Below are 24561 nucleotides of genomic sequence, written 5' to 3'. Positions count from 1 at the left end.
CCGACACCTGCCAAAAGCGCTCTTCGGAGCGCTTTTGAGCGTTGCACCGCCGGTTCTGGCGCAACAGGACGGCGGCCTCTCGAATGTCGGCGTAGTGCAAAGCGTGATCCTGACAGTCGCACCGGACAGGCTTTACGCCGAGAGCAAGTTCGGACTGCGCATCGCCCGCGAAATCGAGCAGGAAAGCGCCGAGATCGCCGCCGAGAACCGCCGCATCGAGGCCGAACTTCTGGCCGAGGAACGTGACCTCACCGAACTGCGCGACACCCTGTCGCCGGTTGAATTCCGCGCGCGGGCCAATGCATTCGACGAAAAGGTTCAGCAATTGCGCCGCGAGCAGGACGAAAAGGCGCGGGCCTTGGGCCAACGCACCGAAGAGGCGCGCCGTGCCTTGCTGACGGCGGCGCAACCGGTGCTGTTGGAACTGCTCGTTGAAAGCGGCGCTGTCGCGGTGCTCGACCGGCGGGCGGTCCTGCTGAGTGTCGATGCGGTCGACATCACCGACAAGGCGGTGTCACGGGTGAACGAAGACCTTGGCGAAGGCGCCGATATCCTGCCCAAAGCGCCCTGATCCCTTGCCCCGATTGCGCGGGATTGCTACTCACGAGCGCATAAATTCTAAAAGGACGCCCCATGAGCGACACGCTTCTTCGCGCCGACATCCACTTGATCCAGCGTATTCTGCCACACCGCTATCCGTTCCTTCTGGTGGACCGTGTGGATCAGATCGACGGCACGTCCTCGGCGCTTGGCATCAAGAACGTCACCATGAACGAACCGCATTTCCAGGGCCATTTTCCCGGTATGCCGATCATGCCGGGCGTCACCATCATTGAGGCGATGGCGCAAACGGCGGCGGTGATGGTGGGCACCACGCTCGACATGGCCGACCGCGAGATGAAGGTCTATTTCATGGCCATCGACAAGTGCAAGTTCCGCCGCAAGGTGATCCCCGGCGACACGCTGGAAATGCGCCTGACCACGTTGCGCGGCAAGCCCGGCGGCAAGGTCTGGAAATTCGGCGGCGTCGCCACGGTCGGCGGCGAAATGGCCGCCGAGGCCGAGTTTTCCGCCATGATGGACCTGCCCGCGTGACAGCGCGGATCCACCCAAGCGCGGTGATCGAAGAGGGCGCGCAGATCGGCGACGGCTGCACCGTCGGCCCGTTTTGCCATGTCGGCCCCGAGGTCACACTGGCCGCCGGCGTCACGCTCAAGAGCCATGTCGTCGTCACCGGCCAGACCACCATCGGCGAGGACACCGAGGTTTTCCCCTTCGCGGTCATCGGAGAGATCCCGCAAGACCTCAAGTTCAGCGGCGAGAAGACCCGACTTGAGATCGGCGCGCGCAACCGCATCCGTGAACATGTGACGATGAACACCGGCACCAAGGGCGGCGGGGGGCTGACGCGCGTGGGCGATGACGGCCTGTTCATGGCTGGCTGTCACATCGCGCATGACGTGCAGGTCGGCAACCGGGTGATCGTGGTGAACAACGCCGCCCTGGCCGGTCACTGCGTGATCGAGGATGACGTGATCATCGGTGGCCTATCGGGTGTGCATCAATGGGTGCGGATCGGTCGCGGCGCGATCATCGGCGCGGTCACGATGGTGACGAATGACGTGATTCCCTACGGCCTCGTGCAGGCCGATCGAGGGCGGCTTGACGGGTTGAACCTTGTCGGGCTGAAACGCAAGGGCGTGAATCGCTCCGACATCACCGCCCTGCGCGCCGCGTTCCAGATGCTGGCGCAAGGTGAAGGCGCGTTCCAGGATCGTGCCAGACGTCTGGGCGAAGAGACGGACAGCGAATACGTGCACCATATCGTCGATTTCATTCTGGGCGACACCGGCCGGTCGTTCCTGACACCGGGCTAGCGTCATGACCCTCGCGCTGATCTGCGGGCAGGGGCACTTGCCGCGCATCGTGGCAGGCACACAATCGCGCCCTCCGCTGGTCTGCGTGTTGCGCGGATTCGAACCCGAATACCTGCCTGCCGATGTCACCTTCCGGCTGGAACAGCTTGGCACCTTCATCGCCGATCTCAAGGCTCGGGGTGTCACGCAGGTCTGTCTCTGCGGCGCGATTCGCCGCCCGCCGGTCGATCCGACCCTCATCGACGCCGCGACCGCGCCTCTGGTGCCACGGCTGCAACGGGCGCTCACGTCCGGCGACGACAGCGCGTTGCGCATCGTCATGACGCTGTTCGAGGAAGCCGGACTAAAGATCGCTCCGGTGCATGATCTGGTGGCCGATCTCATACCCGAGCCGGGGATCTACACGCTGAAAGCCCCAAGGTCCGGCACCGACGACGAGGCGCGACTGGGCCAACGCACGGTCGCAGAGATGGGTGCGCGCGATGTCGGACAGGCCTGCGTGATCCGCGGCTCCAGCGTGGTTGCGCGCGAAGATGCCGCCGGAACCGATGCGATGCTCGACCGTCTGGCGCACGGGGAGGGCGGCATTCTCTACAAGGCGCCCAAACCGCAACAGGACCGCCGCGCCGATCTGCCCGCCATCGGGCCGGACACGCCCGAGCGGGTCGCCGCCGCGGGGCTGGACGGGATCGTGATCGCATCGGGTGGCGTGCTGCTTCTGGAGCGCGCCAAGACGGTCGCGCGCTGCGACGCGTTGGGCCTGTTCCTCTGGGTGCGGGACGCGGGCGTCTGATGCGCGTGTTCGTCATTGCCGGAGAGGCGTCCGGGGACAAGCTGGGCGCGGCCTTGATGGCTGGCCTGCGCCAGCACGCGCCGGATGTGACGTTTCAGGGAATCGGCGGCGACCGGATGATCGAGCAGGGGCTGCACAGCCTGTTTCCGATGGACGAGATCTCGATCATGGGGATCACCGAAATCCTGTCGCAATACCGCGCGCTCAAGGCGCGGATCCGCCAGACCGCCGACGCGGTGATCGCCGCTAATCCCGACGTTCTGGTCACCATCGATCTGCCCGAATTCGGCCTGCGCGTCGCCCGTCTGGTCAAAGAGCAAGGCGACATCCGCACAGTGCATTACGTCGCCCCGACCGTCTGGGCATGGCGGCCGGGACGCGCCAGAAAAATGGCGGCGCATATCGATCAGGTGCTGGCGCTTTTCCCGTTCGAGCCGCCCTATATGGAATCCGCAGGGATGCGCTGTGATTTCGTCGGCCATCCGGTCGTCACCGATCCGGTGGCCAACGCGCAAGAGGTTGCCGAGTTTCGCGCCCGTCACAGCCTGACCGACGCGCCGCTGGCGCTCATCCTGCCGGGGTCGCGGCGCAGCGAGGTGTCGCGGCTGATGCCGATCTTCGCTCAGGTGGTCGCCAGATTGCACGCCAAACGCCCCGACCTCTGCTTTGTCCTTCCGGTCGCGCCCAACGTCGCCGGCATGGTGGCCGATGCGATCAAGGGCTGGCCGGTAGAACCGGTCATCGTCGAGCCCTCCCGAGACGGACTGGCCGCCAAACGCGCCGCATTTGCAGCGGCGGATGTGGCGCTTGCGGCGTCGGGCACGGTGTCGCTCGAACTGGCGGCCAACGGCACGCCGATGGTGATCGCCTATGACATGAACTGGATCTCGCGGCTCTTGATCGGGCGGATGCTGCGCGTGGACACGGTGACGCTGGTCAATCTGGTCTCTGACACCCGCACCGTGCCGGAATTCATCGGCGCGAACTGCCTGCCGGATCCGATCGCCACGGCGGTGCTTGACGCACTTGCCCACCCGCAAGACCAGAAAGCGGCGATGGCGCTGACGATGCAGCGTCTGGGGCAGGGCGGCCCACCCCCCGGCGAACGCGCCGCATTGGCCGTACTGGACGGGCTGACCGAAAAAAGGGGCCGGACATAGCCGACCCCGTTTCGATTTCTGCCCGGCAACCGCGTTACTGGGTGCGCTGCTCCAGCGCCGTGATCTCGTCATAGGCGGCGGTAAAGCCCGACAAGGACATCGTCACGGTCACGCGCTGATCGGGCGCAAGCGCAGGCACCAACATCACTTTCGCCTCTTTGCCACCGCGGAACGCAGCCACGTCCTCGGCGGTAAAGCCGACGCGCGAATAGCAGCCGACAGTGGTGCAGAACGAATAATCATAGCGCTTGGCCTGACCGGAATCGACGCGCACGTTCAGCTTCTCGGTCAGCAGGGTTTCCAATGGCACCACAAACGTGCCCCCCGCCGCAACCTTGCCGCCATTGACCAGACGGAAGATGCTGACTTCGGCCACGCTGCCGCCGTTCTCGTCCTTGAGCAGCTGGTACATCTGGCAGGGCTCCGGGCCTTCCTCGACCCGCAGACATTGCACCGCCCAATCGCCATGCGTGGCTTTGACATAGGTATCTTCCTCCTGCGCGTTCGGCGCGCCGTCCGACACCGCCTCGCCGGTGTCGAGCACCGACAGATCGGCGCTCGTCGCGGCGTCCTCGCCAGCAGGTGCGTCCGCCGCAGGCGCGTCCGGTGTCGCGCTCTCTTCGGTGGTTTGCGGCGTCGCGGTGTCGTCCGTCGCCGTGCTGTCCTGCGCTGCGACGACGCCCGCCAGGGTGAGGCTCGCAACTGTGGTCAAAAGAAACAGGGGGTTGGTCATAAAGTCCTCTCCGAAACATCGGGTCACGTTTCGCAATGGCGTAGCACGGGTCTTTGACAGTGTCAGGCCAAAACGCAAAAAGTTGATCGCGCGATGCGCGGGATCTTGCGTTGAGCGGGACGCGCCAATCAAGATCACAGGTTAAATCGACGTCTAAGGAGGTTGCGCGAAGTTGCTGAAAAAGAAAGGGAAGACACGTTTCCGCATCTTCCCCGTTTTCTCCCTGTCGGACCGGCCGACTATTATTGCGGTGACGCTACGAAATGAAATCGGACCCGTCAACAGCCAATTTCCAACCTGAAATCATTCTAAAATCAACACCCAAAAAAGGGCCGCGCCTTTCAGCGCGGCCAAGTCCAACAAGGAGGAACGCCGGGGCCATCAGAGGAACAGAACGGCCCCGGCCAGAAACATACTGGTGGCAAAAGGTTAAATTTGTATGTTGAGTGCCTGAAGACTGAACAGGGAATGGGGTGCGCATGGAAGACGGTGTCTTTGTCGGCGGCGGCGGTACAGGCTACGGTGTCAAACAATGGCTGCGGCTGGACTACGCCAACCGCCACGGCCTGATCGCGGGCGCAACCGGGACCGGCAAGACGGTCACGCTGCAAATCCTCGCGGAGGGGTTTTCGGCACAAGGCGTCCCGGTCTTCATGGCCGACATCAAGGGTGACCTCTCGGGGCTGGCCAAACCGGGCAGCGCGGATTTCAAACTGCACGAGGCCTTCACAACCCGCGCCGGAACCATCGGCTTTGACGACTACAGCTATGACGCGTTCCCCGTCACCTTCTGGGATCTTTTCGGCAAGCAGGGCCACCCGGTCCGCACCACCGTGGCCGAGATGGGCCCGCTGCTGATTGCCCGCCTGCTGGAACTCTCCGAAGCGCAGGAGGGCATCCTCAACATCGCCTTCCGCGTCGCTGACGAAGAGGGTCTGCCGCTCCTTGATCTCAAGGATCTGCAATCCATGCTGGTCTGGCTCGGCGAGAACCGCAAGGACGTGTCGCTGCGCTATGGCAATATCTCGGTGGCCTCCGTGGGCGCGATCCAGCGCCGCTTGCTGGTGCTGGAAAATCAGGGCGCGACGGAGTTCTTCGGTGAACCCGCTCTCGATCTCGCCGATCTGATGCGCACCGATCCTCAGGGCCGCGGGCAGATCAACATCCTCGCCGCCGACACGCTGATGGGCGCACCGCGCCTTTACGCAACCTTCCTGCTCTGGCTCCTGTCCGAGCTGTTCGAGGAACTGCCCGAGGTTGGCGATCCCGACAAACCCAGGCTGGTGTTCTTCTTTGACGAGGCGCATCTGCTGTTCGATGACGCCCCCAAGGCGCTGGTCGACAAGGTCGAACAGGTGGCGCGGCTGATCCGCTCCAAGGGGGTCGGGGTCTATTTCATCACCCAGAACCCCGATGACATCCCGCAAGACATCCTCGGCCAGCTTGGCAATCGCGTACAACACGCGCTGCGCGCCTTCACCGCGCGCGACCGCAAGGCGCTGCGCATGGCGGCGGAGACCTACCGCGAAAACCCCGAATTCGACACCGAGGAAGCGATTCGCGAGGTTGGCGTCGGCGAGGCCGTGACCTCGATGCTCGAACGCAAGGGCATCCCCGGCATTGTCCAACGCACATTGATCCGCCCGCCCTCGTCGCAATTGGGCCCAATCACCCCGGCAGAGCGCGGCGGCATCATTGCTGCCAGCGATCTCGCAGACACCTACACGCAGACGCTCGACCGCCAATCGGCCTTCGAAATCCTCGCCAAACGCGCACAGGACGCCGCCGCCGCCGCAGAGGCGGCAGAACGCAATGCCGCCGATCTTGACGGCGCGATGCGTGAATACAATGCAGGCCGGCGCTATTCGGCCAGCCGCGTCGGACGCTCGACTGCACAACCGCACCGCCGCGCCAAAAAACAGGAAAGTTTCGGTGAAGCGATGGCCGGCGTGGTGATGAAAGAGCTCAAAGGCACAACCGGACGCCGCATCGTGCGCGGCATTCTCGGCGGCTTCTTCAAGGGCCGCTGACCACCCCGGCGGCCATCCTTGAACATCTCCGGTTTCAAAATACCTCGGGGGAGTCGCGCACAGCGCGACGGGGGCAGCGCCCCCTGCAATCGGCTGGCCACCGCGACGTCGCTGGGCTAAGTCACAGCGTCACCGACAGAAAGCCAGCCCATGCCCGCCGACACCACAACCGACGCCCAGATCGCAGCCCAGGAACGGCGCTCCGGCCTGCGCACCATCCGCAAGGTGGGGCCCTATCTCTGGCCCGCCGACAAACCGTGGGTCAAGCGCCGCGTCGTGATCGCGCTGGTCTGTCTGGTGCTGGCCAAGCTCGTCAACGTCATGGCACCGCTGCTGTTCGGCCGCGCCGTCGATGCGCTCAGCGGCGAGGTGCCGGACCTGATGCTGGGCGGGGTCGGGCTGACGCTGGCCTATGGTCTGGCGCGGCTGATGAATGTCGGCTTCCAGCAATTGCGCGACGGCGTGTTCGCCCGCGTCGGCCAGCGCGCCCTGCGCAGCCTGGCGATCGAAACCTTCGGCCACATCCACCGCCTGTCGATGCGCTATCACATCACCCGCAAGACCGGCGGCCTCAGCCGGATCATCGAACGCGGCGTCAAGGGCGTGGATTTCCTGTTGCGGTTCCTGTTGTTCAGCGTCGGTCCGCTAATCCTCGAATTGGCGCTGGTGGCGGTGTTTCTGCTGTTCCTGCTTGACGTCTATTACATGATCGTCGTGCTGATCACCATCGCGGTCTATGTCGCCTTCACCTTCAAGGTCACCGAATGGCGCGTCCGCCTGCGCCGCGAGATGAACCGGCAGGACACCGATGCCAGTCAAAAGGCGGTCGACAGCCTGCTGAACTTCGAAACCGTCAAGTATTTCGGCGCCGAGGCGCGCGAAACCGCGCGCTATGACCGCTCGATGGAAGCCTATGAAGGCGCCGCGATCAAGACAGCCACCTCGCTCGCCATGCTCAATTTCGGCCAGAGCCTCATCATCACGGCGGGATTGATCACCGTCATGGTGATGGCCGCCCTAGGGGTGCAGAACGGCACGCTCACCGTTGGCGATTTCGTCATGGTCAACGCCTACATGATCCAGATCACCATGCCGCTCAACTTCCTCGGCACCGTCTATCGCGAGATCCGCCAGAGCCTTGTCGACATGGGCGAAATGTTCGATCTGCTGGGCCAGCCGCAAGAGGTCTCCGACAAGCCCGGCGCGCCCGACCTCAACGTCACGCGCGGCGCGGTGCGGTTTGAGGATGTGCAATTCGGCTATGACCCCGCTCGCCCGATCCTCAAGGGCGTGACGCTGCGGGTCGATCCGGGGCAGAACGTGGCGCTGGTGGGGCCGTCCGGGTCGGGCAAATCGACCATCGGGCGCTTGCTGTTCCGGTTTTACGATGTGAATGGCGGCGCGGTGACGATTGACGGGCAAGACGTGCGCGATGTCACGCAGGACAGCCTGCACGACGCCATCGGCGTGGTGCCGCAAGACACCGTGCTGTTCAACGATTCCATCCGCTACAACATCGCCTATGGCCGCGACGGCGCGAGCGAGGATGACATCATCGCCGCCGCCACCTCGGCGCGCATCCACGACTTCATCCTGTCGCTGCCCGACGGCTATGACACCATGGTGGGCGAGCGCGGGCTGAAGCTTTCGGGCGGTGAAAAGCAGCGCGTCGGCATTGCGCGCACGCTGCTGAAAAACCCGCCGATCCTCATTCTCGACGAGGCCACCTCGGCGCTCGATTCAGAGACCGAAGCGTCAATTCAGGGCGCATTGAAACGCGCCGGCGAGGGCCGCACCGTGATCACCATCGCACACCGGCTGTCCACCATCGCCGATGCCGACCGCATCGTGGTGCTCGAGGACGGACAGGTCACCGAAGACGGCACCCATGACGCACTCCTGAAACGCGGCGGCCGCTACGCCGCGCTCTGGCAACGCCAGATGCAGGAGGAAGACGCGGCGTGAAGCGGGAGGGCAGTTGCAAACGCCGTCCCCCGAGCCTTCGAAGGCTCTGGGCCGCCACACCTCACTCCGCCGCCTGAACCGGCGCATCCTTGCCCTTGGCGCGTCTGCGGCGCAGCACCGTTTGCAGGTCTTCCAGCCGCGGCGCGGAGCCGTCTCCATCGTCGTATTCCGCGCCCCTGCTGTCGGCGTCATCCCACAGGATCGTCGGTGCCTTCACCTTGCGCGCCGCGCGTTGCAGCGCCCAGTCGCGCCCCGCGCGGCTGGCCTTGCCGCCGCCAAGCCGTGCCATCAGGCGAAAGACCCAGAGCGCATATGTCGTGAACCAGACCCTGAGCGCCAGCATCGACGGCGTGAACACCAGCGTCAGCACCGTGGCGATGCCCAATCCGAACACCACCGCCGTCGCCAGTTGCTTCCACCAGAGCGCCGTGGGGCTGTCGATCGCATAGCTGCCGCCGAAAAAATCGAGGCTGAGGCCGAACATCATCGGTGCAAGCCCCGCCATCGTGGTGATCGTGGTCAGCAGGACCGGGCGGATGCGGTCTTCGGCAGTGCGCACGATGGCCTCGATCCGGGGCATGTAGCGTGCATAGTCCTGATAGGTGTCGATCAACACGATGTTGTTGTTCACCACGATTCCGGCCAGCGCCACGATTCCCGTCCCGGTCATGATGATGGAAAAGGTCTGGTCCATCACCAGCATCCCGATCAGCACGCCGGTCGTTGACAACACCACCGCCAGCAGCACCAGAACCGCGTTGTAAAAGCTGTTGAACTGCGCCAGCAGGATGATGAACATCAGCCCCAGCGCCGCGCCGAACGCCTTGCCGAGAAACGCCTGGCTCTCGGCCTGTTCTTCCTGATCGCCGGTCCATTCCCAGTCGATACCGGGCAGCGGGTCGGTCTCAAGCCAAGCCGTCAATTCCGCGATCCGCTCGTTCGGGTTGACGGGGATGATCTTCGCGCCGGTGGCGAGCGCGTTTTGAACCGCGCCCGCGTCACCCGCACCAAAGACCGCGTAGCGCGCTCCGTTGGCGGCGATGATCGGTCCGTCGTCGCGCGCCTGCAACGTGACCGCCTGCGCGTCCGCGTCCAGTATGACTTTCGCCAGCCCCGGCACCACATCCGCCTTGACGTCGAAATACCGTTTCTGATCGACGCGCGTGATCTCGGCCAGTTTTGCCACCGGCTTGCGGGTGATGAAATTGGACAACGGCACCAGCCCGTCCGCCGTGCGCACGCGCAGGGTGTCGAGCGTCGAGAGGACGCGGTCCTCCTCGGGCAGGCGCACGCGGATCTCGATTTCCTCGTCCGAACTGTCCACCCGCATCGTGTCGAGCATCAGCCCGCGCGTCACCAGTTGCACCATCGCGCCCACGGTCGCCACATCCGCCCCGTAGCGCCCGGCCTTTTCGACATCGACGTCGATCTGCCAGTCGATGCCGGGCAGGGGCCGGGTGTCTTCGATCAGGGTCAGCCCCGGCGTCGCGTCAAACCTTGCCCGCGCCGTTTCGGTCGCGGCCATCAGTGCGTCCCAGTCGTCTGCCTTGAGTCGCAGATGCACCGGCTTGCCGCTGGCCGGGCCACGGTTCTGCGACAGGATCTCGATCTGCACGCCGGGGATGCGTTCAAGCTGCGCCGTCAATTCATCCAGCACTAGATCGCCGTCAAGCTCCGGTTGGTCAGCGCGGTCCTCCCACGGGATCGTCTCAAGCTGGACCTGCCCGATCGTGTCTTTGGGCGTTTGCGCGCCGCTGGCATCGGTGTTCAGACCGCCGCGCCCGGCAAAGGAAAAGGCGTTCTGCACGCCGGGATGGGCCAGCACGATGCGCTCGGCCCGTTTGACCAGCGCGTCCTTTTCCTCAAGGCTGAGATTGCCCCGCGCGCGGACATAGACGATGGCCTGTTCCGGTTCGGATTCGACAAAGAATTCAACGCCGCGGTTGTTCTCGCCGTAATACAGGAACACGCTGACGACAAAGGCCAGAACGCCTGCTGCCGCGATCACCGGCATGATCGGATTGCTGGTGATCAGCTTGATGAAATGGCCAAATAGCGTGCGTCGCCGCTGCTCGATCCTGCGCTTGCGCCATTTGAATGACGCGGCGTCGAGCACGATGGACGCCAGCACCGACCCGATCAGGAAAAGCGCAATTCCCGGCGCATGGGCCAGCGGCCCGCTGGCAATCGGCGCGAACAGAAAGCCGGGATCAAGCAGCATCAGCGCGCCCAAGAGCAACAGTCCCAGAACCACCGGAACAAGCGCCAGCCGCACCATCCAGGGCAGGGCGTCGCGCAAGCGTGCCGATGCCTGCTCCAGCACGCGGCTGAACCGACCCGTGACGCCGCCCATCACCGGCAGATAAACCAGCGCCACCACCAAAGAGGCCGACAGCACGAAGATAATCGTGACCGGCAACAGCCCCATGAACTCGCCCGGTATCCCCGGCCAGAAAAGCATCGGCAGAAATGCGCAAAGCGTGGTTCCGGTGGAGCTGACCACCGGCCAGAACATGCGTTTGGCAGCCTCGACATAGGCGTGCATCGGGCCTGTGCCGGCCTGAATGCGCTTGTCGGCGTTCTCGACCACGACGATGGCCCCGTCCACCAGCATCCCGACGGCAAGGATCAGGCCGAACATGACGATGTTGGAAATGCTCACCCCCATGATCGTCAGCAACAGGAAGCACAGCAGGAACGAGGTCGGGATCGCGAAGCCCACCAGCAGCGCGGCGCGCAGGCCGAGGGCGGCAAGCACCACGATCATCACCAGCGCCACCGCCGTCAGCACAGATCCTTCAAGCTGGCGCACCATGCTGTCGACGATGCGCGACTGGTCGTTGGAGCTGCCAACGGTGACGGCGGCCTGCAATTCGGCCGGCCACCCGGCCTCGGCAGCGGCCACCTCGGCCTTGACCGCATCGGCGGTGTCGATCAGGTTGAAGCCCTTGCGCTTGACCACCTGCAAGGCCAGCGTCTTTTCCCCGTTGAACCGCGCGGTGCCCTCGCGGTCTTCGAATGTCAGGTTGATCGTCGCCAGATCGCCCAGCGTGACCACGCGGTCGCCGTTCACCTTGACCGGCAGGTCATAGACATCGCGCTGATCGTCAAAGCTGGACGGGATCTTGACCGCGAAACTGCCCTGTTCGGTGCTGATGTCGCCCGCCGCGATCAACTGGTTGTTGTTCTGCACCACGCCGATCAATTCGCCGGCGGTGACGTTGTAACTTTCAAGCTTGAGCGGGTCGATCACCACCTCCAGCATCTCGTCGCGGTTGCCCGCGATGCCGGCCTCGAGAACCGAGTCCAGCGCCTCCAGCCGGTCCTGCAAATCCTTGGCCACCCGCGCCATCGTGCGCTCGGGCACGGGGCCGGTTAGGTTGACGATGAGAATGGGAAATTCGGAAAAGTTGATCTCGGTGATCGTATATTGCTCGGCCCCGGCGGGAAACTTCGATTGCGCCTTGCTCATCGCGTCGCGCACATCGGCCATGATGCGCGTCTTGTCCCAGCCGAACTCGAACTCCAGCGCCACGCCCGCATAGCCCTCGGCAGCAGTGCCCGACAGGGTTTTCAACCCGTCGAGATCGGACAGCTCGGTTTCCATCGGCTTGACCAGCAGCGTTTCGCTGTCGGCGGCGGAAATGCCCGGAAAGACGGTCGAGACGAACAGCGCCGGAATCTCGATATCCGGCTCGCCTTCCTTGGGCAGGTTGAGATAGGCACCGGTGCCGATGATCAGCGACAGCGCGATGAAGGCCAGCACCATGCGCGCGCGCCCGGCGGCCCAATCGACAATGCCGGTCATTGGATGACCTCTTGAAAACTGGGTGCGACCGGCACGCCGTCGGTGACGAACTCCTGCCCCACGGTGATCACGTCCACCTGATCGGGCAGACCCGCCAGATACACACCTTCGGGTGCATCGCGCAGCACCGTGACCGGCATGAACCGCGCCTGCGCGTCACCGTCGATCGTGCGCACACCCAGCGTCCCCTCGTCATTCAGCGTCAGTGTCGAGGACGCCAGCAAATGCGCCTCGACCCCCTCGGAGTCGATCGAAATCTCGGCTGTCTGGCCGTCGCGAATGGCGAGATCGGGGTTCGGCACCGCAAGTTCCACCCGAAAGGTGCGCGTCGTCGGATCGGCGGCGCGCGACAGGAACGTCACTTCGCCGCGCAGCTCGGTGCCGTCATTCAGCATTGCGCCCGCCGGGGCACCGACCCGGACGCGGTTCACCTGTGCTTCGGGCACGAACCCCACCACCTTGATCGGATCAAGCTGGATGATCGTCGCACAGAGCGCGCCCGGTTGCAGCAGGCTGCCGATCTCGGCGGTATCGGATTCCAGCACGCCCGCGAAGGGCGCGCTGATCCTGAGCTTACCGATCTCGGTCTCTGCCCGCGCCACCGCGGCGGCGGCGCTCTCGATGTTGGCCTGCAACCCGTCAAGCCCGGCCTCCGCCGCCTTGATCCCGGCCTGTGCGCTCTGGATCGCGGACTGCGCAGTTTGCATCGCCGCCTCGGTATTGGCGACGCGGATTTGGCTCGCGAACCCGCCTTCACTCAGCCGTTGGGCGGCTATCGAATTGATCTCGGCTTCCTGCAACCGCGCCTGCGCCTCCACCAGCCGCGCCTGCGCCTCTGGAATGCGCGCCTCGACCTCGGGCTGCCGCGCCGTCGCTTCGGCAAGCCGCGCCTCGGCCTCGGCCAGCGACGCGGCGCTGGTGCCGGGGTCCAGCTCGCACATCACCTCGTTGCGATCAACAAACGCGCCCTTGCGCAACGGCTCCGAGATGACCTTGCCGCTGGCCTCCGACATCACCGACACTTGCCGCGCCGCCTGCGTCTGGCCGCGCAAGCGCACCTGGGTTTCGATCTCCTGCGCGAGCGAGCGTGTCGCCATCACCCGGATCACACCCTCGGCGATGGTGTCGGGGTCATGCGCATCTGCATCCTCCGGTTCGGTCTCTGGCTCAACGGTCGCGGCCTCGCGCGGGCTCAGATCGCTGACCAGCGCAAACAACCGCTCGCGCTCGATCACGATCGCAAACAGGAAGGCCGCAACCAGAGCTGCCGTTACGAGGGGAACGATACGCATCAGGAAAACCTTGTTTTCTGCCTAAAAATCAATTCGCCGCACCGCACTGAGCGAGGGTCAAATCCCCATATTTCATCTTGACGGCAGACAATAGAGATACGCTAAACCAATGACATCAGATTAACATTGGCGCGGTTTTTTCACAACAAGCGCCACAAAACCGGGCGGTTCTGCGCGCGAAGCGCTCAACGCAACGCACCGCTTGGCACCTGTGGCCTCTCGCGCTAAGAGGGGCGCGAACCGGCACGCGCAAGGGAGCAGACGGGTGAGCGACACAGACAGCTTTATCGACGAGGTGACAGAAGAGGTCCGCCGCGACCGCCTGTTCCGCCTGATGCGCCGCTACGGCTGGATCGCGATTGTCGCGGTTCTCCTGCTCGTGGGCGGCACCGCCTATCGCGAATACGCCCGCTCCGCCGAAGCCGCGCGCGCGCAGGCGTTCGGCGATGCGGTTCTGGCCGCTTTGGAGAACGACGATGCCACAGACCGGGTGGCCGCCATGACCGGGATCGACGCCCCCACACCCGAGGGCGCCGCCATGCTCGACATGCTCATCGCTGCCGAGCAGTCCGCCGCCGACAACGGCGCGGAGGCCGCACAGCGCTTGAACGACACCGCCACCAATGGCGCGCTGCCCGAGATTTACCGACAGATCGCCAGCTACAAGGCGCTCACCCGTCCCGAAAGCCCGCTCGCCGCAGACGAGCGCCGCGTGGCGTTCGAGGCGATGGCCGCACCCGGTGCCCCCTTGCGCCTTCTGGCCGAGGAACAGCTGGCGCTGCTCGACATCGAAGCGGGCGAAACCGATGCCGCCGTGACCCGCCTCAACGCCATTCTGGGCGATGCCGAACTCACTGCAGGCTTGCGCAGACGCGCATCTCAGTTGATTGTGGCGCTCGGAGGCGAGCTTAACGCATCCTGATGCCAGAGGCGCGGAACCACGGCACGATATAATGACGAGGGCAGGGCAGTGAACAAAACGATTCTGATGGCCGGAGTGCTTGGACTGAGCGGACTTGCCGCCTGCACCGAACGCGAAATCATCCTGCCCGGCGAACGCCTCGGGGTGCGCGACATCCTTCAGGAAACCGACAGCGCGACCGGCGCAGACGCCGCCAACTTCACCGCGCCCGCCAACATCCCCGTCGCCCGCGCCAATGCCGCGTGGCCGCAAAGCCATGTCAGCCCGTCGCTGCGCACCGAGAATGCCGCGCTGGCGGCAAATCTCACGCCGCTCTGGTCCACCTCGATCGGGCAGGGCGACAAACGCCGCGCCCGCATCATCACCGATCCGGTGGTCGCGGATGGCCGCATCTTCACAATCGACAGCGCCGGGCGCGTGTCCGCCACATCGACGGCGGGGCAGGCTCTCTGGTCCTACAGCCTCGTGCCGCTGCGCGACGATGCCGGTCAGGCGCTGGCGGGTGGGCTCGCCTATGACAACGGGCGTCTCTATGTGACATCGGGTTTCGGCACCCTCTCGGCGCTCGACGCCAGCACCGGGGGCGAGATCTGGACCCAGAAACTGCAAGCCACCGCCACCGGCGCACCCACGGTGTTCGGCGATCTTGTCTACCTCGTCGCCGGCGACAGCACCGCCTGGGCCATCGAACAAAGCGATGGCCGCATCCGCTGGCAATCCGAGGGTCTGGGCGATTCCAACAACGTCGCCGGAGCCGCTCCGCCTGCCGTCAGTGACCGACATGTGGTCTTTTCCTTCGGCAGCGGTGCCGTGCAGGGCGCCTTCCGCCAAGGCGGGTTGCGCCTCTGGAGCGTCGATATCGTCGGCGCGCGCAAGGGCTTTGCGATTTCGCTGGTCGATGACATCACCGGCTATCCGGTGATCGACGGAAACACGGTCTATGCCGGTAACCACTCCGGCCGCGTCGTCGCGCTCAACGTGAATTCCGGCGAGCGGCTCTGGACGGCCAAGCACGGCGCGCTCAATCCGGTCTGGCCGGCGGGCAACTCGGTCTATTTCGTGTCCGATCTCAACGAACTGATCCGCCTGGACGCCACCGACGGCACGCAAATCTGGGCGGTCGATCTGCCGGGCTATGAACCGGTGCGCAAACCCCAAAAGAGCCGCGATGCGATGTTCACCAATCACGGACCGATCATGGCCGGGAACCGCCTGGTCGTCGCCTCCTCCGATGGTGTGCTGCGCTCCTTCGATCCGGCGTCGGGTGCATTGATCGGGCAGACGGCAATTCCCAAGGGGGCCACGACCCGCCCCGTTGTGGCCAATGGCACGCTTTACGTCGTCTCGAAGGCCGGTGTGCTGCACGCCTATCGCTGACCCCTTTCGCGGGCGCGGGAAATAGGCTAGGCGAGCGGTCTGATACGAACCGGAGCCTTGCGCGCACATGTCCTTCACCCTTGCCATCGTCGGCCGCCCCAACGTGGGCAAGTCGACATTGTTCAACCGCCTCGTCGGCAAACGTCTGGCGCTGGTCGATGACCAGCCCGGCGTCACGCGCGACTTGCGCGAAGGGGCGGCGCGGCTTGGCGATCTGCGCTTTACCGTGATCGACACCGCCGGTCTGGAAGAGGCAACCGACGAAAGCCTTCAGGGACGGATGCGCAAGCTGACCGAACGCGCCGTCGACATGGCCGATGTGTGCCTCTTCATGATCGACGCGCGCACCGGCGTGACCCCGACCGACGAGATGTTCGCCGAAATCCTGCGCAAGCGCAGCAATCATGTGATCCTCGGTGCCAACAAGGCCGAGGGGCAGGCCGCCGATGCCGGCGTGCTCGAAGCCTACGCGCTTGGTCTTGGCGAACCGTTGCGCCTCTCTGCCGAACACGGAGAAGGCATGCCCGAGCTCTATTCCGTGCTGCAACCGCTGGCCGATGCGTTCCGCGAACGCGCCGAACCCGACGCACCCGAAACCGAAGTCGATGTGGACGACGACGACCCAGACGCACCGCGCGCGATCACTAAGGCCAAGCCGCTGCAAATCGCCGTGGTCGGGCGGCCCAATGCCGGTAAATCCACGCTGATCAACCAGATCCTTGGCGAAGACCGCCTGCTGGTCGGCCCCGAAGCGGGCATCACCCGCGATGCCATCTCGGTGCAGACCGAATGGAACGGCACCCATATGCGGATTTTCGACACCGCTGGCATGCGCAAGAAGGCCAAGGTGCAGGAAAAGCTCGAAAAGCTCTCGGTGTCCGACGGTCTGCGCGCGGTGAAATTCGCCGAGGTGGTGGTGGTCCTGCTCGATGCCGCGATTCCCTTCGAAAGCCAGGATCTCCGCATCGCCGACCTGGCCGAGCGCGAAGGCCGTGCCGTGGTGATCGCCGTCAACAAGTGGGACGTCGAGGACGACAAGCAGGACAAGCTGCGGATGTTGAAAGAGGAATTCGAACGCCTCCTGCCGCAACTGCGCGGCGCGCCTCTGGTCACGGTCTCGGCCAAGACAGGCCGCGGCATCGACCGTCTGCACGCCGCCATCCTCAAGGCGCATGACGTCTGGAACCGCCGCGTCACCACCGCGCAGCTCAACCGCTGGCTTGGTGGCATGGTCGAACAGCATCCGCCCCCCGCGCCGCAGGGCAAGCGGATCAAGCTGCGCTATATGACGCAGGCCAAGACCCGTCCGCCGGGCTTCGTGGTGATGTGCTCGCATCCCGACAAGATGCCCGAAAGCTACAAACGCTATCTGGTGAACGCGCTGCGCGAGGATTTCGACATGCCGGGCACGCCCATTCGCCTGACACTGCGCGGGCAGGGCGACAAGAACCCCTACAAGGGCCGCCGCGAACGCAACGCCGGCGCATTGAAAAAGCACCTCGGCAAGAAACCCGGCTAGGCGCTTTCGGGGGGCGTCTCTCCAACTTCTCCTTTGCCATTCGCGGTTTGCGCGGTAGCGTCGGTCCAAACCGACCCAGGAGGCCCCCATGCAGATGAGCGAATCCCGCGTGATCGCCGCCCCGCCCGATATCGTCTGGAAAGCGCTGCTTGATCCGGACGTGCTCAAGCAATGCGTCCCCGGCTGTCAGGAAATGACCGGCTCTGCCGATGACGGCTTCGAGGCGGTCGTGGTGCAAAAGGTCGGCCCGGTGAAGGCCACGTTCAAGGGCACCGTCGTCATGACCGACATGGTGCCCGAGCTATCGCTGACCCTGACCGGCGAAGGCAAGGGCGGTGCGGCCGGCTTTGCCAAGGGCGCCGCCGACGTCAAGCTTGCCGCCGTCGAGGACGGCACCGAACTGCACTATGACGTAGATGCCAAGGTCGGCGGCAAGCTGGCCCAGCTCGGCAGCCGCATCATCGACGGCTTTGCCAAGAAGATGGCCGATCAGTTCTTCACCAATCTGCAACAGGCCGTCGAAGGCCCGTCCGAAGAACCGGAATCAGAGGAAGACACCAACACGGCCAAAGACGCGCCCAAGAAAGGCTGGTTCCGCAAAATCGTGTCTTGAGCGGCACGCCTCTTTGACCCACCATAGCAAGAAACGACATCGACGGGAGGAGCAAGATGACGAAGATAACCATGACGGTGAACGGAAAATCCGTCACCGGAGAGGTCAAGGGCAACACGCTGCTGACCGAATTCCTGCGCGAAGACCTGCGCCTGACCGGCACCCATGTCGGCTGCGACACCTCGCAATGCGGTGCCTGCGTCGTGCATGTGAACGGGCGTGACGTGAAATCCTGCACCATGTTCGCCGCCGAGGCCGATGGCGCCGAGGTGCGCACCATCGAGGGCATGGCCAACGAGGATGGCTCGCTCAGCGTGATCCAGCAGGCGTTTCAGGATCACCACGGCCTGCAATGCGGCTTTTGCACTCCGGGCATGGTGATGTCCGCCGCCGCGCTGCTCAAGGACAACCCCAAGCCGTCCGAAACCGAGATCCGCAAGTACCTGCAAGGCAATATCTGCCGCTGCACCGGCTATCACAACATCGTCAAGGCGATCCTGGCCGCATCCGGACAGGACGTGCCAGCCGTCGCCGCCGAATAAAACGCACGCCGGGGCAAGCCCGGCACTCCAGGGAGGAGACCCGACATGCCCAAAGATCATGGCATTGGCGCAAGCCCGAAGCGGCGCGAAGACGTCCGCTTCCTGACCGGAGCCGGTCAGTACACCGACGACATCAATATCCACAATCAGGCCTATGTTTATTTCCTGCGCTCGGACGTGGCGCATGGAAGAATCAACGGCATCGATACGACCGAGGCCGAAACCATGCCCGGCGTCGTGCGCATCTTCACCGGCACCGATTTCGAGGGCGTCGGCTCAATCCCCTGCGGCTGGCAGGTGACCGACAAGCACGGCGAGGTGATGAAGGAACCGGGCCATCCGGTGCTCGCACAAGGCAAGGTGCGCCATGTCGGCGACCCTTACGCCGCCGTGGTTGCCGAAACGCTGGAACAGGCGCGTGATGCTGCCGAGGCGATCGTCGCCGATATCGAGGATCTGCCCGCCGTCGTCGACATGAAAGCCGCGCTGGAGCCGAACGCCACGCTCGTGCATGACGACCTCACCGACAACCTCTGTTTCGACTGGGGCTTTGTCGAAGAGAACAAGGCCGCGACCGACGAGGCGTTCAAGAACGCCCATCACGTCACCACGCTCGAACTGGTCAACAACCGCCTCGTCGCCAACCCGATGGAGCCGCGCGTGGCGGTGGGCGAATACGCTCGCGCCAACGAGGAATACACGCTGCACACCACCTCCCAGAACCCCCACGTCATCCGTCTGCTGATGGGGGCATTCGTGCTCGGCATCCCCGAACACAAGCTGCGCGTCGTCGCGCCTGACGTGGGCGGCGGTTTTGGCACCAAGATCTTCCACTACGCCGAAGAGGCCTTCGTGACCTTCGCCGCCAAGGCCTGCAACCGCCCCGTCAAGTGGACGTCTAGCCGCTCCGAGGCGTTCATGTCGGATGCGCATGGCCGCGATCACGTCACCAAGATCGAACTGGCGCTCGACAAGGACAACAACTTCACCGCCGTGCGCACGCTGACCTACGCCAACATGGGCGCGTATCTGTCCTCGTTCGCGCCGTCGATTCCCACATGGCTGCACGGCACGCTGATGGCGGGCAATTACAAGACGCCGCATGTCTATGTGAACGTCAAGGCGGTGTTCACCAACACTGTGCCGGTCGATGCCTATCGGGGCGCGGGCCGCCCCGAAGCGACGTTCCAGCTTGAGCGCGTGATCGACAAGGCGGCGCGCGAGCTTGGCGTCGATCCGATCGCGCTGCGGCGGCAGAATTTCATCACCGAGTTTCCCTATCAGACCCCGGTTGCCGTTGAATACGACACCGGCGATTACGTCGCCACGATGGACAAGATGGAAGAGCTCATCGACATCAAGGGCTTTCCGGCGCGCCGTGCCGAGTCTGAAAAGAACGGCAAACTGCGCGGCCTTGGCGTCAACTGCTTCATCGAGGCGTGCGGCATCGCGCCGTCGCGCCTTGTCGGCCAGCTTGGTGCCCGCGCCGGGCTTTACGATGCGGCCACCGTGCGGGTGAACGCCACCGGCTCGATCAGCGTCATGGTCGGCGCGCACAGCCACGGGCAGGGACACGAAACCGCTTTCCCGCAAGTGGTCGCCGACATGCTGGGCATCGACGAATCGATGATCGAGATCGTGCATGGCGACACCGCGAAGATTCCCTTCGGCATGGGCACCTACGGCTCGCGCAGCCTTGCCGTTTGCGGTTCTGCGATGGTGCGCGCCACCGAAAAGATCATCAACAAGGCCAAGAAGATCGCCGGCCACCTGCTCGAGGCATCCGACGCCGATATCGAGTTGAAGGACGGCCAGTTCACCGTCGCCGGCACCGACAAATCGGTCGCTTGGGGCGATGTGACTCTGGCGGCCTACGTTCCGCACAACTACCCGCTCGAAGACATCGAACCGGGGCTTGAAGAAACCGCCTTCTATGATCCGGCCAACTTCACCTATCCGGCGGGCGCTTATGCCTGCGAGGTGGAGCTTGATCCCGAAACCGGCGAGGTGACCATTGAAAAATTCGTCTCGGCGGATGATTTCGGCAATGTGGTCAACCCGATGATCGTCGAAGGCCAGGTGCATGGCGGCATCGCGCAGGGCATCGGGCAGGCGCTGCTTGAAAACTGCACCTATGACGAGGACGGCCAATTGCTCTCGGCGTCCTACATGGATTACGCCATGCCCCGCGCCGATGATCTGCCCGACATGGCCAACTATGTCGTCGACCACTCCTGCCAGACGCCCTGCACCCACAACCCGCTCGGCGTCAAAGGCTGCGGCGAGGCGGGGGCCATCGGCTCGCCGCCCACCGTCATCAACGCGATCATCGACGCGATGCAATCGGGTGGTCACAATGTGGAACATATCGACATGCCCGCCACGCCCTCGCGCGTCTGGGCGGCCATGAACACGCAACAGGAAAGGGCTTGAGCCATGTATAGTTTTGACATCGAACGGCCCAAGACCATCGCCGAGGCTGTCGCGGCGCTCAAGGCCGACGAGGCGCAGCCGCTGGGGGGCGGGCAAACCCTGATCCCGACGCTGAAACAGCGCCTTGCCGCACCATCGGTTCTGGTCAGCCTGACCGGCATCGACGAGATGAGGGGAATCCGAACGCTGGATGACGGCCAGCTCTCCATCGGCGGCAGCTCCACCCACGGCGACATCATGCGAGAGGCCAGTGCTTATCCTGCACTCGCCGCACTTGCAGGCAAGATCGGCGACCCCGCGGTGCGCAATCGCGGCACCATCGGTGGCAGCCTCGCCAATAACGACCCTTCAGCCTGCTATCCGGCGGCGGCACTGGCATCGGGGGCCACCATCGTCACCAACGACCGCGAGATCGCGTCGGATGATTATTTCCAGGGCATGTTCGACACCGCCTTGGAGGAGGGCGAAATCATCACAGAAGTGCGGTTCCCGATCCCGCAATCCGCCGCCTACATGAAGTTCGAACAGCCTGCCTCCCGCTTTCCGCTGGTCGCGGTGTTCGTCGCACGGTTCAAGGACGGCGTGCGCGTCGCCGTCACCGGCGCGTCCGAGGAAGGGGTGTTCCGCTGGCGCGAGGCGGAAGAGGCGCTGTCGTCGAATTTCTCGGGCGATGCTTTGGACGGGTTGTCGGTGCCGGGCGATGGGATGATCTCGGATCTCCATGGCTCGGGCGACTACCGCGCGCATCTGGTCGGCGTGATGACCAAACGCGCCGTCGCGGCGGCGGGCTGAATTTCCGAAAATCCCGGCCTTCGGGCCGGGGTTTTCGCATCTGTACGGAAGTTTCGTACGGTTCGCGCGTACGATCCGTCCTGTCCGTACGGAACACCGATCCGCTGCTGACCTTTCCCGACCGCCGTGTTAGAGCGAGCTGAAGGCAACCAAACGGTGACGACATGGCCAAGACCCCGGACGGCAAGAACACCTCTGGACGCGGGCAACGCGACCTCAAGGTCAAGGTGAAATCCGCCCGTGGCCGCAAGCTCAGCTCGACCCGTTGGCTGCAACGGCAGTTGAACGACCCTTACGTCAAACGCGCGCAGGCCGATGGGTATCGCGGGCGCGCGGCCTATAAAATATTGGAATTGGACGAAAAATACCGGTTTCTCGTCCCCGGTGCGCGGGTCGTCGATCTTGGCTGCGCACCCGGCGGCTGGTGTCAGGTGGCCGTGAAGCGCGTCAATGCGCTTGGCGAAAAGCAGGGCAAGAAGGTGGGCACCGTTCTGGGGATCGACCTGCAAGAGGTCGAACCGATTGCCGGAGCCGAAATTCACCAGCTCGATTTTCTGGACGAAGGTGCTGATGATAAAGTGAAAAACTGGCTTGGCGGCAAGGCCGACGTGGTCATGTCGGACATGGCGGCATCCTCATCCGGGCACAAACAGACCGACCATCTGCGCATCATCCACCTGTGCGAAACCGCCGCCTATTTCGCCTTTGACGTGCTGGATGAGGGCGGAACGTTCGTGGCCAAAGTCCTCGCCGGAGGGGCGGAGGGCGAGCTGCAAAAGCTTTTGAAACAACGCTTTACCAAGGTGATGAACGTCAAACCTCCGGCGTCGCGCTCCGATAGCTCCGAGAAATTCGTGATCGCAACCGGGTTTCGGGGCGATGAGGACTGATCTGCACGCAACGACCGTATCGCGCGTTCCCGCAAGCCTAACGCGATGTCAGGACGCAAACTGTCGCCGATATCTCCCGCATCGCGCAAGAGCGCCTGAACCGCGCTTTGTCGGTGCAATTCAAACAAGCGATCCACACGCGGATCGGCGGCATATAGATCAGGATAATGTCGCATGAAGCCTCTCCAGGCGGTTTGACACATTCTGATCCATACCCGCTCAATACGGCGTTTTTGTGCCGCTTTGACGGCATGTGCGCTATGAAAACATGGGCTTTTGCGCTCTGGCGAGCACCAATCTCTTGGTTGAGCGCACATCCGGTGGCAGACTGGTGATCGTCAAAAAAGAGGACATCACATGCCGCGCCCGACGACAGAATGACTAGAAAAGCGGCGATAATCGGCGCGAATGCGGCGGGCCAGGAATGGGCGGCGCGCTTTGTGGTGATGGGCTGGGATGTCCGCATCTTCGACCCCGTGGCGACGCCCGATCACAACATGGACGACACCATCGCCAACGCCGCGCGCGTCCTGCCGATGCTGTATGAAGCCCCGATGCCGACACGCGGAACGGTTCGGGTCGCGGAAAGTTTGGCCGAGGCCGTTCAGGAGGCCGAGTGGATATACTTGAGCGGGGCGGGGCCGTTGGTCGAAAGCCTCAAGACCGTGCAAGAGGTGCAAATCCACTGCGCCGATGATGCGGTCATCGTTGTGTCGGACCCCGAGGCCTTGCTCGCGTGTCAGCGACATGCAGAGCGGCCCGAACAGATCGTGTCCGCGCGCGCGGTGTCTCCTGTCTACCTTTTGCCGCTGGTCGAGCTGGTTTCCAACGCAACGACGTCGCATGTCATGATCGAATCTGCGACCGCCATCCTGAGCGCGGTCGGCATGGCCCCGGCGCAAGGGATCGACATCAGGGACCGTGATCGTCCCGGCTTGAACTGGGGCCAAGCAGCGTTGTTTGACGCTGATGCCGCTGCGGGCGAAGGGGCAGGGCGCCGCGATGACGCGCTCGTGGCCGTCTTGCGTGCGCTCAAGCAGCAGGAGGTCGGCGCCGGCCGCCTGATCCTTGAGCACGACAACACCCTGCGCGGACCATTGGGCGATGCGGTCCCGCTGGTCACGGTGCGTCGTGTCGTGCCGGTGGATTGGACGGACATGAACGGCCACATGAACGAGGGTCGATACGGGCAACTGTTCTCGGATGCCTCCGAAGAACTGATGACCCATATCGGCGCGGACCGGGCCTACATCGCCGCTGGCAACAGTTATTTCACCGCCGAGACGAATATCCGCTATCTGAACGAAACCCATGCCGGGGAAGACATTCGCGTCACGACCCGTGTGACGCTGGGCCAGGGCAAGAAGCTGAGGCTTTGGCACGAGATGGTTCGCTCGGCCGACGGTGCATGTCTGGCGACATGCGATCAGTTCCTGCTGCACGTATCGTTGAAAACGCGCCGATCCTGTCCGCCGCTGCCCCATGTCAAAGCGATGGTGGAGCGTCTGGCAGACCGTCACCGTGTGATTCCCGTCGAAACAGAGGGTGAGTCTCTTGCTTGACGCAGGGGCATATGTGGGTAAGCCTGTGGATAACCATGAACGCGATGGTCCGGGAGTGCGTCGGGTCGTGGCCGAAGTACGATTTTGAACATTATCTCGGGTTAATATCCTCGTAATTACAGTAGGTTGCACAGGACTTGGCGATTTTCCCGATTTTCCTTCATTTTCTGCTTGCGGGTTTGGGTTGGTAGGCTTAGAACCCCCTTCACCGGCGGCGCTGAGGTGCACGTTGGGGCGGTTGACGGGACGGACG

19 protein-coding genes are annotated in these 24561 nt (G+C 64.0%); 16 read left to right on the top strand and 3 right to left on the bottom strand.

Annotated features, from left to right (window positions below):
• Nucleotides 1-34: 34 nt before the first annotated feature.
• The 5 genes from ACGKZZ_RS12755 (at nt 35) to lpxB (ending at nt 3830) form a co-directional block, all read left to right on the top strand.
• Nucleotides 35-571: an OmpH family outer membrane protein gene (locus ACGKZZ_RS12755; RefSeq protein ID WP_411223960.1), complete on the top strand. Its 537-nt coding sequence runs from the start codon at nt 35-37 to the stop codon at nt 569-571.
• A gap of 62 nt (nt 572-633) precedes the next feature.
• Nucleotides 634-1095: a 3-hydroxyacyl-ACP dehydratase FabZ gene (gene fabZ, locus ACGKZZ_RS12750; protein ID WP_411223959.1), complete on the top strand. Its 462-nt coding sequence runs from the start codon at nt 634-636 to the stop codon at nt 1093-1095.
• Nucleotides 1092-1877 carry an acyl-ACP--UDP-N-acetylglucosamine O-acyltransferase gene (lpxA, locus tag ACGKZZ_RS12745; RefSeq protein WP_411223958.1) on the top strand — a complete coding sequence of 262 codons (786 nt, stop codon included), beginning with the start codon at nt 1092-1094 and terminating at the stop codon, nt 1875-1877. Before fabZ ends, lpxA begins: the two co-directional genes overlap by 4 nt.
• A gap of 4 nt (nt 1878-1881) precedes the next feature.
• On the top strand, nt 1882-2670 hold the full coding sequence (locus tag ACGKZZ_RS12740) for an LpxI family protein (RefSeq protein WP_411223957.1): 789 nt from the start codon (nt 1882-1884) through the stop codon (nt 2668-2670).
• Nucleotides 2670-3830 (top strand): lipid-A-disaccharide synthase, encoded by a 1161-nt coding sequence (lpxB, locus tag ACGKZZ_RS12735; protein WP_411223956.1) that lies wholly within the window; start codon nt 2670-2672, stop codon nt 3828-3830. Before ACGKZZ_RS12740 ends, lpxB begins: the two co-directional genes overlap by 1 nt.
• 34 nt (nt 3831-3864) lie before the next feature.
• Here the strand turns inward: lpxB and ACGKZZ_RS12730 are convergent, their stop codons facing one another.
• Nucleotides 3865-4563, bottom strand: a complete 699-nt coding sequence (locus ACGKZZ_RS12730) for an invasion associated locus B family protein (RefSeq protein WP_411223955.1) — start codon at nt 4561-4563, stop codon at nt 3865-3867.
• Between the two features lie 479 nt (nt 4564-5042).
• On the opposite strand from ACGKZZ_RS12730, the gene ACGKZZ_RS12725 reads away from it, so the two are divergent.
• Nucleotides 5043-6593, top strand: coding sequence for a helicase HerA-like domain-containing protein (locus ACGKZZ_RS12725; RefSeq protein ID WP_411223954.1), 1551 nt, complete (start codon nt 5043-5045; stop codon nt 6591-6593).
• A 150-nt stretch (nt 6594-6743) separates the two neighbouring features.
• Nucleotides 6744-8558: an ABCB family ABC transporter ATP-binding protein/permease gene (locus ACGKZZ_RS12720; protein WP_411223953.1), complete on the top strand. Its 1815-nt coding sequence runs from the start codon at nt 6744-6746 to the stop codon at nt 8556-8558.
• Between the two features lie 61 nt (nt 8559-8619).
• Here the strand turns inward: ACGKZZ_RS12720 and ACGKZZ_RS12715 are convergent, their stop codons facing one another.
• Both ACGKZZ_RS12715 and ACGKZZ_RS12710 read right to left on the bottom strand, forming a co-directional pair.
• On the bottom strand, nt 8620-12366 hold the full coding sequence (locus ACGKZZ_RS12715; RefSeq protein WP_411223952.1) for an efflux RND transporter permease subunit: 3747 nt from the start codon (nt 12364-12366) through the stop codon (nt 8620-8622).
• Nucleotides 12363-13658: an efflux RND transporter periplasmic adaptor subunit gene (locus ACGKZZ_RS12710; RefSeq protein WP_411223951.1), complete on the bottom strand. Its 1296-nt coding sequence runs from the start codon at nt 13656-13658 to the stop codon at nt 12363-12365. Before ACGKZZ_RS12710 ends, ACGKZZ_RS12715 begins: the two co-directional genes overlap by 4 nt.
• A 265-nt stretch (nt 13659-13923) precedes the next feature.
• On the opposite strand from ACGKZZ_RS12710, the gene ACGKZZ_RS12705 reads away from it, so the two are divergent.
• From ACGKZZ_RS12705 to ACGKZZ_RS12665, 9 genes are all read left to right on the top strand, one after another.
• Nucleotides 13924-14580: a hypothetical protein gene (locus ACGKZZ_RS12705; protein ID WP_411223950.1), complete on the top strand. Its 657-nt coding sequence runs from the start codon at nt 13924-13926 to the stop codon at nt 14578-14580.
• A 48-nt stretch (nt 14581-14628) separates the two neighbouring features.
• Complete coding sequence (locus tag ACGKZZ_RS12700) at nt 14629-15957, top strand: PQQ-binding-like beta-propeller repeat protein (protein WP_411223949.1); 1329 nt, start codon at nt 14629-14631, stop codon at nt 15955-15957.
• Nucleotides 15958-16024: 67 nt separating this feature from the next.
• Complete coding sequence (der, locus tag ACGKZZ_RS12695) at nt 16025-17476, top strand: ribosome biogenesis GTPase Der (RefSeq protein ID WP_411223948.1); 1452 nt, start codon at nt 16025-16027, stop codon at nt 17474-17476.
• A gap of 88 nt (nt 17477-17564) precedes the next feature.
• Nucleotides 17565-18089: a CoxG family protein gene (locus tag ACGKZZ_RS12690; protein WP_411223947.1), complete on the top strand. Its 525-nt coding sequence runs from the start codon at nt 17565-17567 to the stop codon at nt 18087-18089.
• Between the two features lie 56 nt (nt 18090-18145).
• On the top strand, nt 18146-18631 hold the full coding sequence (locus ACGKZZ_RS12685; protein ID WP_411223946.1) for a (2Fe-2S)-binding protein: 486 nt from the start codon (nt 18146-18148) through the stop codon (nt 18629-18631).
• Nucleotides 18632-18676: 45 nt separating this feature from the next.
• Nucleotides 18677-21064 carry a xanthine dehydrogenase family protein molybdopterin-binding subunit gene (locus ACGKZZ_RS12680; RefSeq protein WP_411223945.1) on the top strand — a complete coding sequence of 796 codons (2388 nt, stop codon included), beginning with the start codon at nt 18677-18679 and terminating at the stop codon, nt 21062-21064.
• A 3-nt stretch (nt 21065-21067) separates the two neighbouring features.
• Nucleotides 21068-21856 carry an FAD binding domain-containing protein gene (locus ACGKZZ_RS12675; protein ID WP_411223944.1) on the top strand — a complete coding sequence of 263 codons (789 nt, stop codon included), beginning with the start codon at nt 21068-21070 and terminating at the stop codon, nt 21854-21856.
• 164 nt (nt 21857-22020) lie between these two features.
• On the top strand, nt 22021-22746 hold the full coding sequence (locus tag ACGKZZ_RS12670; RefSeq protein ID WP_411223943.1) for an RlmE family RNA methyltransferase: 726 nt from the start codon (nt 22021-22023) through the stop codon (nt 22744-22746).
• Between the two features lie 377 nt (nt 22747-23123).
• Nucleotides 23124-24308: a thioesterase family protein gene (locus tag ACGKZZ_RS12665; protein ID WP_411223942.1), complete on the top strand. Its 1185-nt coding sequence runs from the start codon at nt 23124-23126 to the stop codon at nt 24306-24308.
• Nucleotides 24309-24561: the final 253 nt, after the last annotated feature.

The sequence above is a fragment of the Marivita sp. S2033 genome, assembly GCF_046592965.1.
Classification (GTDB): domain Bacteria; phylum Pseudomonadota; class Alphaproteobacteria; order Rhodobacterales; family Rhodobacteraceae; genus Marivita.
The sequence above is the reverse complement of the archived record's forward strand: the minus strand, read 5'-3'. Positions and strand labels throughout refer to the sequence as shown.

Coding starts and splice junctions, on each gene's coding strand:
- ACGKZZ_RS12720 (WP_411223953.1), top strand. CDS start 6,744: ATGCCCGCCGACACCACAACCGACGCCCAGATCGCAGCCCAGGAACGG.
- ACGKZZ_RS12715 (WP_411223952.1), bottom strand. CDS start 12,366: ATGACCGGCATTGTCGATTGGGCCGCCGGGCGCGCGCGCATGGTGCTG.
- ACGKZZ_RS12675 (WP_411223944.1), top strand. CDS start 21,068: ATGTATAGTTTTGACATCGAACGGCCCAAGACCATCGCCGAGGCTGTC.
- ACGKZZ_RS12690 (WP_411223947.1), top strand. CDS start 17,565: ATGCAGATGAGCGAATCCCGCGTGATCGCCGCCCCGCCCGATATCGTC.
- ACGKZZ_RS12680 (WP_411223945.1), top strand. CDS start 18,677: ATGCCCAAAGATCATGGCATTGGCGCAAGCCCGAAGCGGCGCGAAGAC.
- der (WP_411223948.1), top strand. CDS start 16,025: ATGTCCTTCACCCTTGCCATCGTCGGCCGCCCCAACGTGGGCAAGTCG.
- ACGKZZ_RS12725 (WP_411223954.1), top strand. CDS start 5,043: ATGGAAGACGGTGTCTTTGTCGGCGGCGGCGGTACAGGCTACGGTGTC.
- ACGKZZ_RS12740 (WP_411223957.1), top strand. CDS start 1,882: ATGACCCTCGCGCTGATCTGCGGGCAGGGGCACTTGCCGCGCATCGTG.
- ACGKZZ_RS12685 (WP_411223946.1), top strand. CDS start 18,146: ATGACGAAGATAACCATGACGGTGAACGGAAAATCCGTCACCGGAGAG.
- lpxB (WP_411223956.1), top strand. CDS start 2,670: ATGCGCGTGTTCGTCATTGCCGGAGAGGCGTCCGGGGACAAGCTGGGC.
- fabZ (WP_411223959.1), top strand. CDS start 634: ATGAGCGACACGCTTCTTCGCGCCGACATCCACTTGATCCAGCGTATT.
- ACGKZZ_RS12670 (WP_411223943.1), top strand. CDS start 22,021: ATGGCCAAGACCCCGGACGGCAAGAACACCTCTGGACGCGGGCAACGC.
- ACGKZZ_RS12665 (WP_411223942.1), top strand. CDS start 23,124: ATGACTAGAAAAGCGGCGATAATCGGCGCGAATGCGGCGGGCCAGGAA.
- ACGKZZ_RS12710 (WP_411223951.1), bottom strand. CDS start 13,658: ATGCGTATCGTTCCCCTCGTAACGGCAGCTCTGGTTGCGGCCTTCCTG.
- ACGKZZ_RS12730 (WP_411223955.1), bottom strand. CDS start 4,563: ATGACCAACCCCCTGTTTCTTTTGACCACAGTTGCGAGCCTCACCCTG.